The 14,624-nt window shown below is 61.2% G+C and carries 13 protein-coding genes and 1 pseudogene; 8 read left to right on the forward strand and 6 right to left on the reverse strand.

Annotated elements, in window-relative coordinates; all coding sequences use genetic code 11:
* Positions 1-225 carry a DUF1127 domain-containing protein gene (locus tag OZ428_RS32395; protein WP_016975915.1) on the reverse strand — a complete coding sequence of 75 codons (225 nt, stop codon included), beginning with the start codon at positions 223-225 and terminating at the stop codon, positions 1-3.
* Between the two features lie 167 nt (positions 226-392).
* Here OZ428_RS32395 and OZ428_RS32400 point away from each other — a divergent pair, with 167 nt between their 5' ends.
* The gene (locus tag OZ428_RS32400; protein ID WP_269132312.1) at positions 393-1,817 is read left to right on the forward strand and encodes an aminotransferase-like domain-containing protein; all 1,425 of its coding nucleotides are present in this window, start codon (positions 393-395) and stop codon (positions 1,815-1,817) included.
* 62 nt (positions 1,818-1,879) lie between these two features.
* Positions 1,880-3,448: a phospholipase D-like domain-containing protein gene (locus tag OZ428_RS32405; RefSeq protein ID WP_269134245.1), complete on the forward strand. Its 1,569-nt coding sequence runs from the start codon at positions 1,880-1,882 to the stop codon at positions 3,446-3,448.
* Here OZ428_RS32405 and OZ428_RS32410 read toward each other — a convergent pair.
* Together OZ428_RS32410 and OZ428_RS32415 are read right to left on the reverse strand one after the other, a co-directional pair.
* Positions 3,445-4,587, reverse strand: coding sequence for an MFS transporter (locus OZ428_RS32410; RefSeq protein WP_038843526.1), 1,143 nt, complete (start codon positions 4,585-4,587; stop codon positions 3,445-3,447). The genes OZ428_RS32405 and OZ428_RS32410 overlap by 4 nt on opposite strands.
* A 150-nt stretch (positions 4,588-4,737) precedes the next feature.
* Positions 4,738-6,231 carry an aldehyde dehydrogenase gene (locus OZ428_RS32415; protein WP_133075557.1) on the reverse strand — a complete coding sequence of 498 codons (1,494 nt, stop codon included), beginning with the start codon at positions 6,229-6,231 and terminating at the stop codon, positions 4,738-4,740.
* A 229-nt stretch (positions 6,232-6,460) separates the two neighbouring features.
* On the opposite strand from OZ428_RS32415, the gene OZ428_RS32420 reads away from it, so the two are divergent.
* Complete coding sequence (locus OZ428_RS32420; protein ID WP_016975921.1) at positions 6,461-6,823, forward strand: cupin domain-containing protein; 363 nt, start codon at positions 6,461-6,463, stop codon at positions 6,821-6,823.
* Between the two features lie 71 nt (positions 6,824-6,894).
* Here OZ428_RS32420 and rpmG read toward each other — a convergent pair whose 3' ends face one another.
* Positions 6,895-7,050 (reverse strand): 50S ribosomal protein L33, encoded by a 156-nt coding sequence (rpmG, locus tag OZ428_RS32425; RefSeq protein WP_003176906.1) that lies wholly within the window; start codon positions 7,048-7,050, stop codon positions 6,895-6,897.
* Positions 7,051-7,061: 11 nt separating this feature from the next.
* Positions 7,062-7,295 (reverse strand): 50S ribosomal protein L28, encoded by a 234-nt coding sequence (rpmB, locus tag OZ428_RS32430; RefSeq protein WP_010207494.1) that lies wholly within the window; start codon positions 7,293-7,295, stop codon positions 7,062-7,064.
* A gap of 458 nt (positions 7,296-7,753) precedes the next feature.
* Between rpmB and OZ428_RS32435 the strand changes: the two genes are divergently transcribed.
* A complete protein-coding gene (locus tag OZ428_RS32435) occupies positions 7,754-9,346 on the forward strand; it encodes an ABC transporter substrate-binding protein (protein WP_269132313.1) in 1,593 nt (530 codons plus the stop codon).
* 28 nt (positions 9,347-9,374) lie between these two features.
* On the opposite strand, the gene radC is transcribed toward OZ428_RS32435, so the two are convergent.
* On the reverse strand, positions 9,375-10,049 hold the full coding sequence (gene radC / locus OZ428_RS32440) for a RadC family protein (protein WP_033901951.1): 675 nt from the start codon (positions 10,047-10,049) through the stop codon (positions 9,375-9,377).
* A 157-nt stretch (positions 10,050-10,206) separates the two neighbouring features.
* Between radC and coaBC the strand changes: the two genes are divergently transcribed.
* The 4 genes and pseudogenes from coaBC to argB all read left to right on the forward strand — a co-directional run bounded on the left by coaBC (position 10,207) and on the right by argB (position 14,463).
* Positions 10,207-11,415 carry a bifunctional phosphopantothenoylcysteine decarboxylase/phosphopantothenate--cysteine ligase CoaBC gene (gene coaBC / locus OZ428_RS32445; RefSeq protein ID WP_061434599.1) on the forward strand — a complete coding sequence of 403 codons (1,209 nt, stop codon included), beginning with the start codon at positions 10,207-10,209 and terminating at the stop codon, positions 11,413-11,415.
* Between the two features lie 5 nt (positions 11,416-11,420).
* Entirely contained in the window at positions 11,421-11,876 is a 456-nt protein-coding gene (dut, locus tag OZ428_RS32450; RefSeq protein ID WP_133075559.1) for a dUTP diphosphatase, read from the forward strand.
* Positions 11,877-12,122: 246 nt separating this feature from the next.
* A pseudogene (locus OZ428_RS32455) lies at positions 12,123-13,538 on the forward strand (phosphomannomutase/phosphoglucomutase); the annotation flags it as partial.
* 19 nt (positions 13,539-13,557) lie between these two features.
* Positions 13,558-14,463, forward strand: coding sequence for an acetylglutamate kinase (argB, locus tag OZ428_RS32460; RefSeq protein ID WP_016975925.1), 906 nt, complete (start codon positions 13,558-13,560; stop codon positions 14,461-14,463).
* Positions 14,464-14,624 lie beyond the last annotated feature (161 nt).

Below are 14,624 nucleotides of genomic sequence, written 5' to 3' on the forward strand. Positions count from 1 at the left end.
TCAGTCGCGCCAGAAGGGTTTCAGACCTTCCTGGCGCGCCTGTTCGGCGGTCAACCCGACATCGCGCAATTGTTCACGGGTCAGATGCAGCAACGCCTTACGCGTGTGACGACGGTGCCAGAACAGACCCCAGCGGCTGATATCGCGCGGCGCCGTCGCCCGCTCTTGCCCTGCCTGCAGTTCCTGACCGTGTAGCGCCAGCCGCACATCGCTCATGCCGTTCATTTTGCCGCCCCTCATTTGCCTTGTTGCCTTGAGTGACAAGCATGGGCGCCGGGCAAAAACCATTACAGATTCAACCCGTTTTTATTAAATCCATACAGATACTGCCTATGGGCGGCTGAATCCTGTATTTTCTGGCTATCTGTAATGGTTTCTCGGGAGCGAATGCCATGACCCTGTACATGAACCTCGCCGAATTACTGGGCACCCGCATCGAACAGGGCTTCTATCGCCCTGGAGACAGGCTGCCTTCTGTACGGGCTTTGAGCGTAGAACACGGGGTCAGCCTGAGTACCGTGCAACAAGCCTATCGCTTGCTGGAAGACAACGGCCTGGCAATGCCCAAGCCGAAATCCGGCTACTTCGTACCCGTCGGCCGCGATTTGCCGGCCCTGCCCGAAGTCGGGCGTCCGGCGCAACGGCCCGTAGAGATATCCCAGTGGGATCAGGTACTGGAGTTGATTCGCGCAGTACCGCGCAAAGATGTCATACAGATGGGGCGTGGCATGCCGGATGTATTGTCGCCAACCATGAAGCCGCTGCTGCGCAGCCTTGCCCGCGTGAGCCGACGCCAGGATCTGCCGGGGCTGTATTACGACAATATTCTCGGCTGTATGGAATTGCGCGAACAGATCGCGCGACTGTCACTGGATTCCGGCTGCCAACTGACGGCCGAGGACATCGTGATCACCACCGGTTGCCATGAGGCGCTGTCCGCGAGCATCCATGCGATCTGCGAGCCTGGCGACATCGTCGCGGTGGACTCGCCGAGCTTCCACGGCGCCATGCAGACCCTCAAGGGTCTGGGCATGAAGGCCCTGGAAATCCCCACCGACCCGATCACCGGCATCAGCCTGGAAGCCCTGGAATTGGCGCTGGAACAGTGGCCGATCAAGGTTATCCAGCTGACCCCCAACTGCAACAATCCCCTGGGTTACATCATGCCCGAGGCGCGCAAAAAGGCGCTGCTGACCCTGGCCCAGCGCTTTGACGTGGCGATCATCGAGGACGATGTGTATGGCGAACTGGCCTACAGCTACCCACGCCCGCGCACCATCAAGTCCTTCGATGAGGACGGCCGTGTATTGCTGTGCAGCTCGTTTTCGAAAACCCTGGCGCCGGGCTTGCGCATCGGTTGGGTCGCACCCGGTCGCTACCTGGAACGGGTGCTGCACATGAAGTACATCAGCACCGGCTGCACCGCGACACAACCGCAGATCGCCATTGCCGAATTCCTCAAAGGTGGCCACTTCGAACCGCATTTGCGGCGGATGCGCACTCAATACCAGCGCAATCGCGACTTGATGATCGATTGGGTCAGCCGCTACTTCCCGGCAGGCACCCGCGCCAGCCGCCCTCAAGGCAGCTTCATGCTGTGGGTCGAACTGCCGGAGGGCTTCGATACGCTGAAACTCAACCGAATCCTGATTGAACAAGGCGTGCAGGTGGCCGTCGGCAGCATCTTTTCGGCGTCGGGCAAGTACCGGAACTGCCTGCGCATGAACTACGGGGCCAAGCCCACGCCACAGATTGAAGAAGCCGTGCGCAAGGTGGGTGCTGCCGCCATCAAGCTGCTGACCGAGGCCGCCGACTGACCTTTCGCGGGAATTTGCCGTCATATGTCGACAACCGCCCTGATCTGGAAGCAACTCCCTTGATGATTCAACGGCTATTACCGTTTTTCCTGTTGGGAGCCCTGGCATTGGGCGGCTGCACGACGGTGAGTACGCCGCGCATCCCCAGCGACGCCCTGCCCGCCGCGCAATCGTCGTTCGGCCGCTCGATCCAGGCCCAGGCCGCGCCGTATCAAGGCCGCTCCGGCTTTCGCCTGCTGCCCAACAGCAGCGAGGCGTTCATGGCCCGCGCCGAGCTGATCCGCAACGCCCAGACCAGCCTCGACCTGCAGTACTACATCGTGCACGACGGCATCAGCACGCGCATGCTGGTGGACGAACTGCTCAAGGCCGCCGACCGTGGCGTACGCGTGCGCATCCTGCTGGACGACACCACCAGCGACGGCCTCGACCAGATCATCGCCACCCTCGCCGCCCATCCCAAGATCGAGATCCGCCTGTTCAACCCCTTGCACCTGGGGCGCAGCACGGGCGTCACGCGGGCCATGGGCCGGCTGTTCAACCTGTCGCTGCAACATCGGCGCATGCACAACAAGCTGTGGCTGGCGGACAACAGCGTGGCCATCGTCGGCGGGCGCAACCTGGGGGATGAGTATTTCGACGCCGAGCCCAACCTGAACTTCACTGATATCGACATGCTCAGCGTGGGCCCGGTGGCCGAGCAGCTGGGTCACAGTTTCGACCAGTATTGGAACAGCGCCCTGAGCAAGCCGATTGATGACTTTGTCTCCAATACGCCCTCCAAAGGCGACCTGGCCGCCGCCCGCGTGCGCCTGGAAGCGTCCCTCGCCGAATCACGCCAGCAGAACCACGCGCTGTACAACCGCTTGCGCACCTATCAGACCCAACCGCGCATGGACACCTGGCGTCGCGAGCTGATCTGGGCCTGGAACCAGGCGCTGTGGGACGCGCCGAGCAAGGTGCTGGCCAAGGCCGACCCGGATCCTCGGCTGTTGCTCACCACCCAACTGGCGCCGGAGTTGGAGGGCGTCAATCACGAGTTGATGATGATCTCGGCGTACTTCGTGCCAGGGCAACCTGGGCTGGTGTACCTGACCGGCCGCGCCGATGCAGGTGTGTCGGTGAGCCTGCTGACCAATTCCCTGGAAGCCACCGACGTACCTGCCGTGCACGGCGGTTATGCGCCGTATCGCAAGGCCTTGCTGGAGCACGGCGTGAAGCTGTATGAGCTACGCCGCCAACCGGGCGATCCCAGCGGCGGCAGCGGCCCACATTTGTTTCGTCGCGGCACCTTCCGCGGTTCGGATTCGAGCCTGCACAGCAAGGCGATGATCTTTGATCGGGAGAAGTCGTTTATCGGCTCATTCAACTTCGACCCACGCTCGGTACTGTGGAACACCGAAGTCGGGGTGCTGGTCGATAGCCCGGAGCTGGCCGAACATGTGCGCAACCTGGCACTGCAAGGCATGGCGCCGCCCTTGAGCTATGAGGCGAAACTGCAGGATGGCCAAGTGGTGTGGGTGACCGAAGATAACGGCCAACTGCACACCCTGACCCACGAACCGGGCAGTTGGTGGCGACGCTTCAATGCCTGGTTTGCCACCAGCGTCGGCCTGGAGCGCATGCTCTAGGCCGGCTGCGCCGCGCCAAATGCACCTTGGCGCAGCAACAACACCACCAACCCCAGCGCACCCGCCGCCATCAGCAATGGCAATGCATGCCCGCTGATCCACTGACTGCCGGCGCCGGCCACCAGCGGGCCGATCAGGCAACCGATCCCCCACAACTGCGCCACATGGGCATTGGCGCGCACCAGTGCGTCGTCGCGGTAACGCTCGCCGATCAGGATCAACGACAGGGTGAACAAGCCTCCGGCACTCGCGCCGAACAACACCCAGATCGGCCAGATCAACACCGTGTGCATCAGCGGTGGAATCGCCAGGCTCGATGCCAGTAACAACACCGCACAGCTCAGGAACAGCGTGCGTCGCGGCAGGTAGTCGGCCAGCGCGCCGATGGGCAACTGCAGCAGCGCATCCCCGACCACCACCGTGCTGACCATGGCCAGGGCGATCTCGGCGGTGAAGCCTTGTTGCAGGCAATACACCGGCAACAACGTCAGAATCATTGCCTCGAAGGCGGCGAATAAAGCCACCGCCCAGGCAATCGCCGGCAGGCTCAGGCAGAAGCGCCACAGGTCGGCAAAGGTCACGCTGAAGGACTCGGCGGTCGGCGCGCCGGATCGCCCCAGCAACAGGAATGGCGCCACCACTAACAGGCCTACGCCGACCCAGAAACCGTAATCATGGTCGGTGCCGATCAAGCCCAACAGCAACGGACCTGACAGTTGGCTCAAGGCATAACTGCAACCATACAGCGCCACCAGCCGGCCGCGCCACTGCTCCACCACCAATTGGTTGATCCAGCTTTCGCCGAGGATAAACACGATGGTCAGGATCACCCCGATCATCAGGCGCAGCACCAGCCAAACCGGGTAACTGGGCAGGATCGCCAGCAAGCCGATGGACACCGCGCCCGCCCACAGGCACAGGCGCATGAGGTTGGCGGTGCCGAGCCATGAGGCCATGCGACTGGAGACCTTCGCGCCGAGCAGTACGCCAAAGGCCGGCATGGCTGCCATCACGCCGATGGCGAAACTGCCATAACCCCAGCTTTCAAGGCGCAGGGACACCAGCGGCATGCTGACACCCAGCGCCAAACCGACGCTGAGTACCGAGGCCAGGACGGCGAAATAAGTCGCCCAACGCATGTCCACGCTCCTGTGGATAATTTTTAAGATCACACGAAACAACGTGGGAGCGGGCTTGCTCGCGAAAGCGGCGTACCAGTCAATACATGCGTGACTGTCATACCGCATTTCGCGAGCAAGCCCGCTCCCACATCTGGCCTGCGGTGTGGCTTAGAGCTTGATCCAGGTCGCCTTCAGCTCGGTGTACTTGTCGAACGCATGCAGCGACTTGTCGCGACCGTTGCCCGATTGCTTGAAGCCACCGAACGGCGCGGTCATGTCGCCGCCGTCGTACTGGTTGACCCATACGCTACCGGCGCGCAGGGCTTTGGCGGTGAGGTGCGCCTTGGAGATATCGGCTGTCCACACCGCTGCGGCCAGGCCGTAGATGGTGTCGTTGGCGATGGCAACCGCTTCTTCGGCGCTGTCGAAGGTGATCACCGACAGGACCGGGCCAAAGATCTCTTCCTTGGCGATCTTCATGGCGTTGGTCACGCCGTCGAAAATCGTCGGTTCCACATAAGTGCCGCCGGTTTCTTCCAGCGTGCGCTTGCCACCGGCAACCAACTTGGCGCCATCGGCATGGCCGGCTTCGATGTACGAGAGCACGGTGTTCATCTGCTGAGTGTCCACCAGTGCGCCAACGTTGGTAGCTGGATCCAGTGGGTTGCCAGGTTTCCAGCCCTTGAGGGCTTCGATCACCAGCGGCAGGAATTTGTCCTTGATGGAACGCTCGACCAGCAGGCGCGAGCCGGCGGTGCAGACTTCACCCTGGTTGAAGGCGATGGCACCTGCAGCGGATTCGGCGGCGGCTTGCAGGTCGGGCGCATCGGCAAACACGATGTTCGGGCTCTTGCCGCCCGCTTCCAGCCATACGCGCTTCATGTTCGATTCGCCGGAGCGGATCAACAGCTGCTTGGCGATTTTGGTCGAACCGGTGAACACCAGGGTGTCGACGTCCATGTGCAGCGCCAGCGCGTTGCCGACGGTGTGACCGTAGCCGGGCAGTACGTTGAACACGCCTTTTGGAATACCGGCCTCAACGGCCAGGGCCGCGATGCGGATGGCGGTCAGCGGGGATTTTTCGGACGGCTTGAGGATCACCGAGTTACCGGTGGACAGCGCCGGGCCGAGCTTCCAGCAAGCCATCATCAGCGGGAAGTTCCACGGCACGATCGCGCCAACCACACCAACCGGCTCACGGGTCACCAGGCCCAGTTGATCGTGCGGAGTGGCGGCGACTTCGTCGTAGATCTTGTCGATGGCCTCGCCGCTCCAGCTCAGGGCATTGGCTGCGCCGGGTACGTCGATGTTCAGGGAGTCGCTGATCGGCTTGCCCATGTCCAGGGTTTCGAGCAGCGCCAGCTCTTCGGCATTGGCCTTGAGCAAGGCTGCGAAACGCAGCATGACGGACTTACGCTTGGCGGGTGCCAGGCGCGACCACACACCGGAGTTGAAAGTGGCGCGGGCGTTTTCGACGGCGCGCTGGGCGTCGGCGGCGTCACAGCTGGCAACGGTAGCCAGCAGGCGGCCGTCGACCGGGCTGATGCATTCGAAGGTGTCACCGGAAACGGCGGCGGTGTACTCGCCATTGATGTAGGCGCGGCCTTCGATCTTCAGATCCTTGGCGCGTTGTTCCCAGTCGGCACGGGTCAGGGTGGTCATGCGAGTGTCCTCCTCTTATTGAATACAAGGGCCAGGGGATGTCCCACGGCAGCCTCAAAGAATTCTTGCCCGCCAGCCAATGGTTCGGCGCAAGGCAGCTGCCACCCTAAACCAGCGGCCGGGGATGTTTCAATATATTTGACATAACGCCGGTAAACGCCCTTGCGATGTTCATTTTAATAAACATAGACTTTGGGCTCTCCAACCGCAGGCCAGACGGGACACGCACATGAGCATCCAGGACATCGTCGACTTCAGCCAAGCCAAGACCGCCGCCGAGCGCTACCGCCCCGCCGCCGAAAAAATCCTCAAGGGTGATCCCGAGCAGACGATCTACAACCACTACAACAGCCCCTGCGGCCAGATGAGCGCGGGCGTGTGGGAAGGTGAAGTCGGGCAGTGGAAGGTCAACTACACCGAGCATGAATACTGCGAGATTGTGCAGGGCGTTTCAGTACTGCGTGATGCCGATGGCAACGCCAAGACCTTGCGTGCTGGCGACCGTTTCGTGATCCCCGCCGGGTTCAGCGGCACCTGGGAAGTGCTGGAACCCTGCCGCAAGATCTACGTAGTGTTTGAACAGAAAGCCTGACCGGCAAATCGCAGGCAAAAAAAAGCCCGGATCGTGAGATACGGGCTTTTTTTCACAAGGAGGAAAATCAATTACTTGATTTTGCCTTCTTTGTAGATCACGTGCTTGCGAACGCGCGGGTCGAACATTTTCTTTTCGAGCTTGTCCGGGGTAGTACGCTTGTTCTTGTCGGTAGTGTAGAAGTGACCAGTACCGGCGCTAGAGATCATTCGAATCAATTCACGCATGATATAGCTCCTTAGATTGTGCCAGCGCGGCGCAATTCAGCCAGCACGACAGTGATGCCACGCTTGTCGATGATGCGCATGCCTTTAGCAGATACGCGCAGACGGACGAAACGTTTCTCTTCTTCAACCCAGAAGCGGTGATGCTGCAGGTTCGGCAGGAAACGACGACGGGTTTTGTTATTTGCGTGGGAAATGTTATTCCCAGTCACCGGACCCTTACCGGTAACTTGACAGACTCTCGACATGCCTCAGCCCTCTAAAACCACATGCCCAACCCGGCATGGGTTGGCCGCTTAATCTCTCAGTCATTTGGCGCCAGGCGCCGCGTTTCTTTAGGGTCTTACCGGCTACACCTACAAGCGAAGGAACCGGGCCCCTAGAAAAGAGCGCTGCTTTATACCAGAAAGACCCAGGTGCAACAACAGCCCGAGTGTTTTTACTGGCGTAAATCTTGGCGACAGACGCCTGAACCGTTGCCAGGAGGGGCCGCTGTCACAGCCGACCGCTCGTCGCACAGAATGATTTACAGCGCCCGCGCGCACGATGAAGTGCTCGGCAAAACGCGCTGAGGTGCCATCAAAACAGCATTTGGCGCAAAAGCACAGGCAAAAATGGGCTAGTCATTTACCAATCAGACCACTACGGTAGGACTTTTCCAGACTGCACTCGCAGATGGGCCTTCGATCTGCAAAGGAAACCGAACATGCGCCTCGCTGCCCTACCGCTATTGCTAGCCCCTCTCTTTATCGCGCCGCTGGCCTCTGCCGCCAGCAATTTGAGCGTCTGCACCGAGGCCAGCCCCGAAGGGTTCGATGTGGTGCAATACAACTCGCTGACCACCACCAACGCCTCGGCCGATGTGCTGATGAACCGCCTGGTGGACTACGACGCGGCCAGCGGCAAACTGGTGCCCAGCCTGGCGGACAGCTGGGAAGTCTCGCCGGATGGCCTGACCTATACCTTCAAGCTGCACCCGGACGTGAAATTCCATCGTACCGAATACTTCACCCCCAGCCGTACCCTGACCGCCGAAGACGTACGCTTCAGCTTCGAGCGCATGCTCGACCCGGCCAACCCCTGGCACAAGATCGCCCAGAGTGGCTTCCCCCACGCGCAATCGCTGCAACTGCCAACGCTGGTCAAGAAAATCGACGCCCTCGACCCGCTGACCGTGCGCTTCACCCTGGACCACGCCGACTCCACTTTCCTCGCCGCCCTGAGCATGGGTTTTGCCTCGATCTACCCGGCGGAATACGCCGACAAACTGCTCAAGGCCGGCACGCCGGAGAAGCTCAACAGCCAGCCGATCGGCACCGGGCCGTTCATCTTCAGTCGATTCCAAAAAGATGCCGTGGTGCGCTACAAGGCCAACCCGGACTACTTCGCCGGCAAACCGGCTGTGGATAACTTGATCTTCGCCATCACCCCGGACGCCAACGTGCGCCTGCAAAAACTGCATCGCGACGAATGCCAGATCGCCCTGTCTCCCAAGCCGCTGGATGTGGGTGAAGCCGAAAAAGACCCAGCGCTCAAGGTGGAGAAAACCGCCGCCTTCATGACCGCCTTTGTAGCCATCAACAGCCAGCACCCGCCTCTGGACAAGCCCGAAGTGCGCCAGGCAATCAACCTGGCGTTCGACAAGGGCAGCTACCTCAAGGCCGTGTTTGAAGGCACCGCCGAAGCCGCCAACGGCCCCTACCCGCCCAACACTTGGAGCTACGCCAAGGACCTGCCGGGTTATCCACAGGACCTCGCCAAGGCCAAGGCACTGCTGGACCGCGCCGGGCTCAAGGATGGCTTCAAGACCACGATCTGGACCCGCCCCACCGGCAGCCTGCTGAACCCCAACCCGAACCTCGGCGCACAGCTGTTACAGGCTGACCTGGCCAAGGTCGGCATCCAGGCCGAGATCCGCGTGATCGAATGGGGCGAGCTGATCCGCCGCGCCAAGGCCGGCGAGCACGACCTACTGTTCATGGGCTGGGCCGGCGACAACGGCGACCCGGATAACTTCCTGACCCCGCAGTTCTCCTGCGCGGCGGTGAAATCCGGCACCAACTTCGCCCGCTATTGCGACCCCGCGCTGGACAAGCTGATCAGCGCCGGCAAGACCACCAGCGAGCAAGGCGTCCGCAGCAAGCTCTACCAGCAGGCCCAGGCGCAGATCCAGCAGCAGGCACTGTGGTTGCCGCTCGCGCACCCGACCGCGTTTGCCCTGGCGCGCAAGAATGTCGAGGGCTACCAGGTGAGCCCATTCGGGCGCCAGGATTTCTCAAAAGTCAGCGTCAAGCCCTGACAACCGGGCCCGCTCCCATGGGGCGGGCTTACATCCACCCATACTCCGCCATCGACAGTGGATCGCCATCCCCCACGATGATGTGATCCAGCACCCGCACATCCACCACCTCCAAGGCTTTTTGCAGCAGCTTGGTCAATTTCCGATCAGCCGCACTCGGCTCAAGGCTGCCGGAAGGATGGTTGTGACACAGGATCAAAGCCGCTGCGTTGTACGCCAGGGCACGCTTGACCACTTGCCGGGGATAGACCATCGCCGTATCGATGGTGCCCTGGGACAACGCCTCGAAACCCAGCACCCGGTGTTTTGAGTCGAGAAACAGGCAGCCGAAGGTCTCATGCGGCTCATGGCGCAACAGTGCCTTGAGGTAATCCCGCACGGCCACCGGGCTTTCCAGCACCGAATCCTGGCGCAGGCGCTCGGCCATGTGGCGCCGGGCCATTTCCAGCACCGCCTGCAACTGGGCGAACTTTGCCGGCCCCAGCCCCAATTGCTGGCTGAACAGCGCCTGACTGGCCTCCAGCAACGGGCGCAAGCCGCCAAATTGCGCCAACAGATGGCGCGCCAGGTCCACCGCGCTACGACCGGAAACCCCGGTACGCAGGAAGATCGCCAGCAACTCGGCATCCGACAGACTCGCTGCGCCCCATTCCAAAAGCTTTTCCCGGGGCCGCTCTGCCACCGGCCAATCGCGAATACTCATCCCACCTCCCTCTCCATATGCACCATGGCATGTGCGTCGCTGTTGCCTGACGGACGCTGTGTTATCGTAGGCCCTCTTTTTTGCGTGTGATTTCCCCTGGGGAGGGGGCATCGCAGGCGTCACTGAACTGGCATCACTGAACTGGAAAGGCAAACCAATGCAGCGTCTGTATCGGAAACGCATCGTTCTCGGCGTTGGCGGCGGCATTGCCGCCTACAAGAGCGCAGAACTGGTTCGCAGGCTCCTGGACCAAGGCGCCGAAGTGCGCGTGGTCATGACCCGCGGTGGCAGTGAGTTCATCACTCCGCTGACCATGCAAGCGCTGTCCGGCCACCCGGTTCACCTGGACCTGCTGGACCCGGCAGCCGAAGCCGCCATGGGCCATATCGAGCTGGCCAAATGGGCCGACCTGGTACTGATCGCCCCGGCCACCGCCGACCTGATCGCCCGCCTGGCCCAAGGCATCGCCGATGACCTGCTGACCACCCTGGTACTGGCCACCGACGCCACCGTCGCCATCGCCCCGGCCATGAACCAGGCCATGTGGCGCGACCCTGCTACCCAGGCCAACACCCAGCTCCTGCAAAGCCGTGGCCTCAAGGTGTTCGGCCCGGCGTCCGGCAGCCAAGCCTGCGGTGACGTCGGCATGGGCCGCATGCTTGAAGCCACTGACCTGGCACTCTGTGCGGCGGACTGCTTCCAACACTTGGCCCTGACCGGCAAGCACGTGCTGATCACCGCCGGCCCGACCCAGGAAAATATCGACCCGGTGCGCTACATCACCAACCATAGCTCAGGAAAAATGGGCTTTGCTTTGGCTGAAGCGGCGGTCGAGGCAGGCGCGCGCGTCACCCTGATCACCGGCCCGGTGCATTTGCCGACCCCGGATCGGGTCACGCGAATCGACGTAGTCAGCGCCCGCGACATGCTGGCAGCCTGTGAGGCGGCCATTCCGTGCGACCTGTTCATCGCCTCGGCAGCGGTTGCGGACTACCGTCCGGAAGTGGTCGCCCCGCAAAAACTCAAGAAAGACCCTACAAGCGGCGACGGCCTGCTCCTGCAAATGGTGCGCAATCCAGACATCCTGGCCACCATCGCCACCCGTGCGGACCGTCCGTTCAGTGTCGGCTTCGCCGCCGAGACCGAGCATTTGCTGGACTACGCCGCACGCAAATTGAAAGACAAAAACCTCGACCTGATCGTTGCCAACGATGTCGCCAACCCGAGCATCGGCTTCAACAGCGAGGAAAACGCCTGCAGCGTGATCGACCGCGACCTGCATGCCACCCTTTTCGCCCAGACCAGCAAGGGCAAGATTGCCCGCCAACTGATCTCTTTTATCGCCCAACGGCTGAACCAGGTTTAATTTCCATGCACGCTTTGCAAGCCAAGATCCTCGACCCACGCATCGGCAACGAATTCCCACTGCCGGCCTACGCCACGCCAGGCTCCGCCGGCCTGGACCTGCGCGCCATGCTCAATGAAGACACCGTCCTTGAACCGGGCAAGACCCTCCTGATTCCGACCGGCCTGTCGATCTACGTGGGCGACCCTGGCCTGGCGGCGCTGATCCTGCCGCGCTCCGGCCTGGGCCACAAACACGGCATCGTGCTGGGCAACCTGGTCGGCCTGATCGACTCGGACTACCAGGGCGAACTGATGGTATCGTGCTGGAACCGTGGCCAGACCGCCTTCAACATCGCCGTCGGCGAGCGTATTGCCCAACTGGTCCTGGTGCCAGTGGTGCAGGCGCACTTCGAACTGGTAGAGGAATTCGATGAAACCCAACGCGGCGCAGGCGGTTTTGGGCATTCCGGCAGTCACTGACTAAGCTGAAGCTGGCCGGGCGCCGTTGCCCGGCCAGACGCCACCGCTGGGCTTTTCAGGACGAAGAATGCGCGGATTTTATCAGCGAGATTTCTCCATAGAAATCAAGGTATTACGCAGACATCAAGACGGAGCCAGCGCTCCGATGGCATTTTTGCACCACGAACTCTCTGCCGAAAACACCGTCATACCCTTCAGTTTGAGCCTGCCGGTCAGCCACATTAAGGCCAGCCTTGCCCCTTTCAGATGGAGTTTCCCCCCGCGATGAGTACCGCAGCCCGCGTAGCCCCGACATTCCCCGACAGCATCTTTCGCGCCTATGACATCCGTGGCGTGGTGCCCAAGACCCTGACTGCCGAAACTGCCTATTGGATTGGCCGTGCCATCGGCTCCCAGAGCCTGGCCCAGGACGAGCCCAACGTTTCGGTCGGCCGTGACGGCCGCCTGTCCGGCCCGGAGCTGGTGGAGCAACTGATCCAGGGCCTGGCCGACAGCGGTTGCCATGTCAGCGATGTGGGCCTGGTGCCGACGCCGGCGCTGTACTACGCCGCCAACGTCCTGGCCGGCAAGTCCGGGGTGATGCTGACCGGCAGCCATAACCCGTCGGACTACAACGGCTTCAAGATCGTCATCGCTGGCGACACCCTGGCCAATGAACAGATCCAGGCCTTGCACGACCGCCTAAAAAACAACGATCTGACCAGCGGCAAGGGCACCATCACCCAAGTCGACATCCTGCAACGCTACTCTGATGAAATCACCCGTGACGTCAAACTCGCGCGCCGCCTCAAAGTGGTGGTGGATTGCGGCAACGGCGCGGCTGGCGTGATCGCCCCGCAGCTGCTCGAAGCCCTGAACTGCGAAGTGATCCCGTTGTTCTGCGAGGTCGACGGCCACTTCCCCAACCACCATCCGGACCCAGGCAAGCCGGAAAACCTGGTGGACCTGATCGCCAAGGTCAAGGAAACCGGGGCTGACGTCGGCCTGGCCTTTGATGGTGACGGCGACCGCGTCGGCGTGGTGACTGAGACCGGCGAGATCGTGTTCCCCGACCGCCTGCTGATGCTGTTTGCCCGCGACGTGGTGGCGCGCAACGCCAACGCCGAGATCATCTTCGACGTGAAGTGCACCCGCCGCCTCACGCCACTGATCAAGGAATATGGCGGTCGCCCGCTAATGTGGAAGACCGGTCACTCGTTGATCAAAAAGAAAATGAAGGAAACCGGCGCGCTGTTGGCCGGCGAAATGAGCGGCCACGTGTTCTTCAAGGAGCGCTGGTTCGGCTTTGACGACGGTATTTACAGTGCCGCGCGGTTGCTGGAGATCCTCAGCAAGGAAGAATCCACGGCTGAAGAGCTGTTCCAGACCTTCCCGAACGATATTTCTACGCCAGAGATCAATATCCATGTGACCGAGGAGAGCAAATTCAGCATCATTGACGCACTGCACGATGCGCAATGGGGCGAAGGCGCCAACCTGACCACCATTGATGGTGTGCGAGTCGATTACGCCAAAGGCTGGGGCCTGGTTCGCGCGTCCAACACCACACCGGTGCTGGTCCTGCGTTTCGAGGCGGATACCGAGGCTGAGTTGCAGCGCATCAAGGACGTGTTCCACGCCCAGTTGAAACGTGTTGCCCCTGATCTCCAATTACCGTTCTGATTTTTTACCGGAGCCCTGAATGACCCTCGAACGCGAAGCCGCTGCCAACACTGCCAAGGTCCTGTCCGAAGCGTTGCCTTACATCCGACGCTATGTCGGCAAGACGCTGGTGATCAAGTACGGCGGCAATGCCATGGAAAGCGACGAGCTGAAAACCGGCTTTGCCCGCGACATCGTGTTGATGAAAGCCGTGGGGATCAACCCGGTGGTGGTGCACGGCGGCGGCCCGCAAATCGGCGACCTGCTCAAGCGCTTGTCGATCGAGAGTCACTTCATCGATGGGATGCGCGTTACTGACGCGCAGACCATGGACGTGGTGGAAATGGTCCTTGGCGGCCAGGTCAACAAGGACATCGTCAACCTGATCAACCGCCACGGCGGCAGCGCCATCGGCCTGACCGGCAAGGACGCGGAGCTGATCCGCGCGAAAAAACTGACGGTGACCCGTCAGACACCGGAAATGACCCAACCGGAAATCATCGACATCGGCCAAGTGGGCGAAGTGGTTGGCGTAAACACCGACCTGCTGAACCTGCTGGTCAAAGGCGACTTCATTCCGGTGATCGCGCCGATCGGCGTGGGCGCCAATGGCGAGTCCTACAACATCAACGCCGACCTGGTGGCCGGCAAGGTGGCCGAAGCATTGAAGGCTGAAAAGTTGATGCTGCTGACCAACATCGCCGGCCTGATGGACAAGGAAGGCAAGGTGTTGACCGGCTTGACCACGCAACAAGTGGACGAGTTGATCGCCGACGGCACCATCTACGGCGGCATGTTGCCGAAGATCCGTTGCGCGCTGGAAGCGGTGCAAGGCGGCGTGGGCAGCTCGTTGATCATTGATGGCCGGGTACCGAATGCGGTATTGCTGGAGATCTTCACGGATACCGGCATGGGCACGCTGATCAGTAACCGCAAGCGTCCTTAAGCGTCAAAACACAAAAGGCCCCGCTCAATCTGATTGAGCGGGGCCTTTTTATTTGTGTCGGGAGTTATCGAAACCTGATTTATTTCACTGCTACTTGATTTTCAACATTCGTTGAAACTATTAGTTTCAGTGAAAATTCTCGACAGATTTCACTGCTTTGA

The sequence above is a fragment of the Pseudomonas sp. GXZC genome, assembly GCF_026967615.1.
Taxonomy (GTDB): Bacteria; Pseudomonadota; Gammaproteobacteria; order Pseudomonadales; family Pseudomonadaceae; genus Aquipseudomonas; species Aquipseudomonas azotoformans_A.

Coding starts and splice junctions, on each gene's coding strand:
- OZ428_RS32410 (WP_038843526.1), bottom strand. CDS start 4,587: ATGCGTTGGGCGACTTATTTCGCCGTCCTGGCCTCGGTACTCAGCGTC.
- argB (WP_016975925.1), top strand. CDS start 13,558: ATGACCCTCGAACGCGAAGCCGCTGCCAACACTGCCAAGGTCCTGTCC.
- rpmB (WP_010207494.1), bottom strand. CDS start 7,295: ATGTCGAGAGTCTGTCAAGTTACCGGTAAGGGTCCGGTGACTGGGAAT.
- OZ428_RS32400 (WP_269132312.1), top strand. CDS start 393: ATGACCCTGTACATGAACCTCGCCGAATTACTGGGCACCCGCATCGAA.
- OZ428_RS32405 (WP_269134245.1), top strand. CDS start 1,880: ATGATTCAACGGCTATTACCGTTTTTCCTGTTGGGAGCCCTGGCATTG.
- rpmG (WP_003176906.1), bottom strand. CDS start 7,050: ATGCGTGAATTGATTCGAATGATCTCTAGCGCCGGTACTGGTCACTTC.
- OZ428_RS32415 (WP_133075557.1), bottom strand. CDS start 6,231: ATGACCACCCTGACCCGTGCCGACTGGGAACAACGCGCCAAGGATCTG.
- dut (WP_133075559.1), top strand. CDS start 11,421: ATGCACGCTTTGCAAGCCAAGATCCTCGACCCACGCATCGGCAACGAA.
- OZ428_RS32420 (WP_016975921.1), top strand. CDS start 6,461: ATGAGCATCCAGGACATCGTCGACTTCAGCCAAGCCAAGACCGCCGCC.
- radC (WP_033901951.1), bottom strand. CDS start 10,049: ATGAGTATTCGCGATTGGCCGGTGGCAGAGCGGCCCCGGGAAAAGCTT.
- coaBC (WP_061434599.1), top strand. CDS start 10,207: ATGCAGCGTCTGTATCGGAAACGCATCGTTCTCGGCGTTGGCGGCGGC.
- OZ428_RS32435 (WP_269132313.1), top strand. CDS start 7,754: ATGCGCCTCGCTGCCCTACCGCTATTGCTAGCCCCTCTCTTTATCGCG.
- OZ428_RS32395 (WP_016975915.1), bottom strand. CDS start 225: ATGAACGGCATGAGCGATGTGCGGCTGGCGCTACACGGTCAGGAACTG.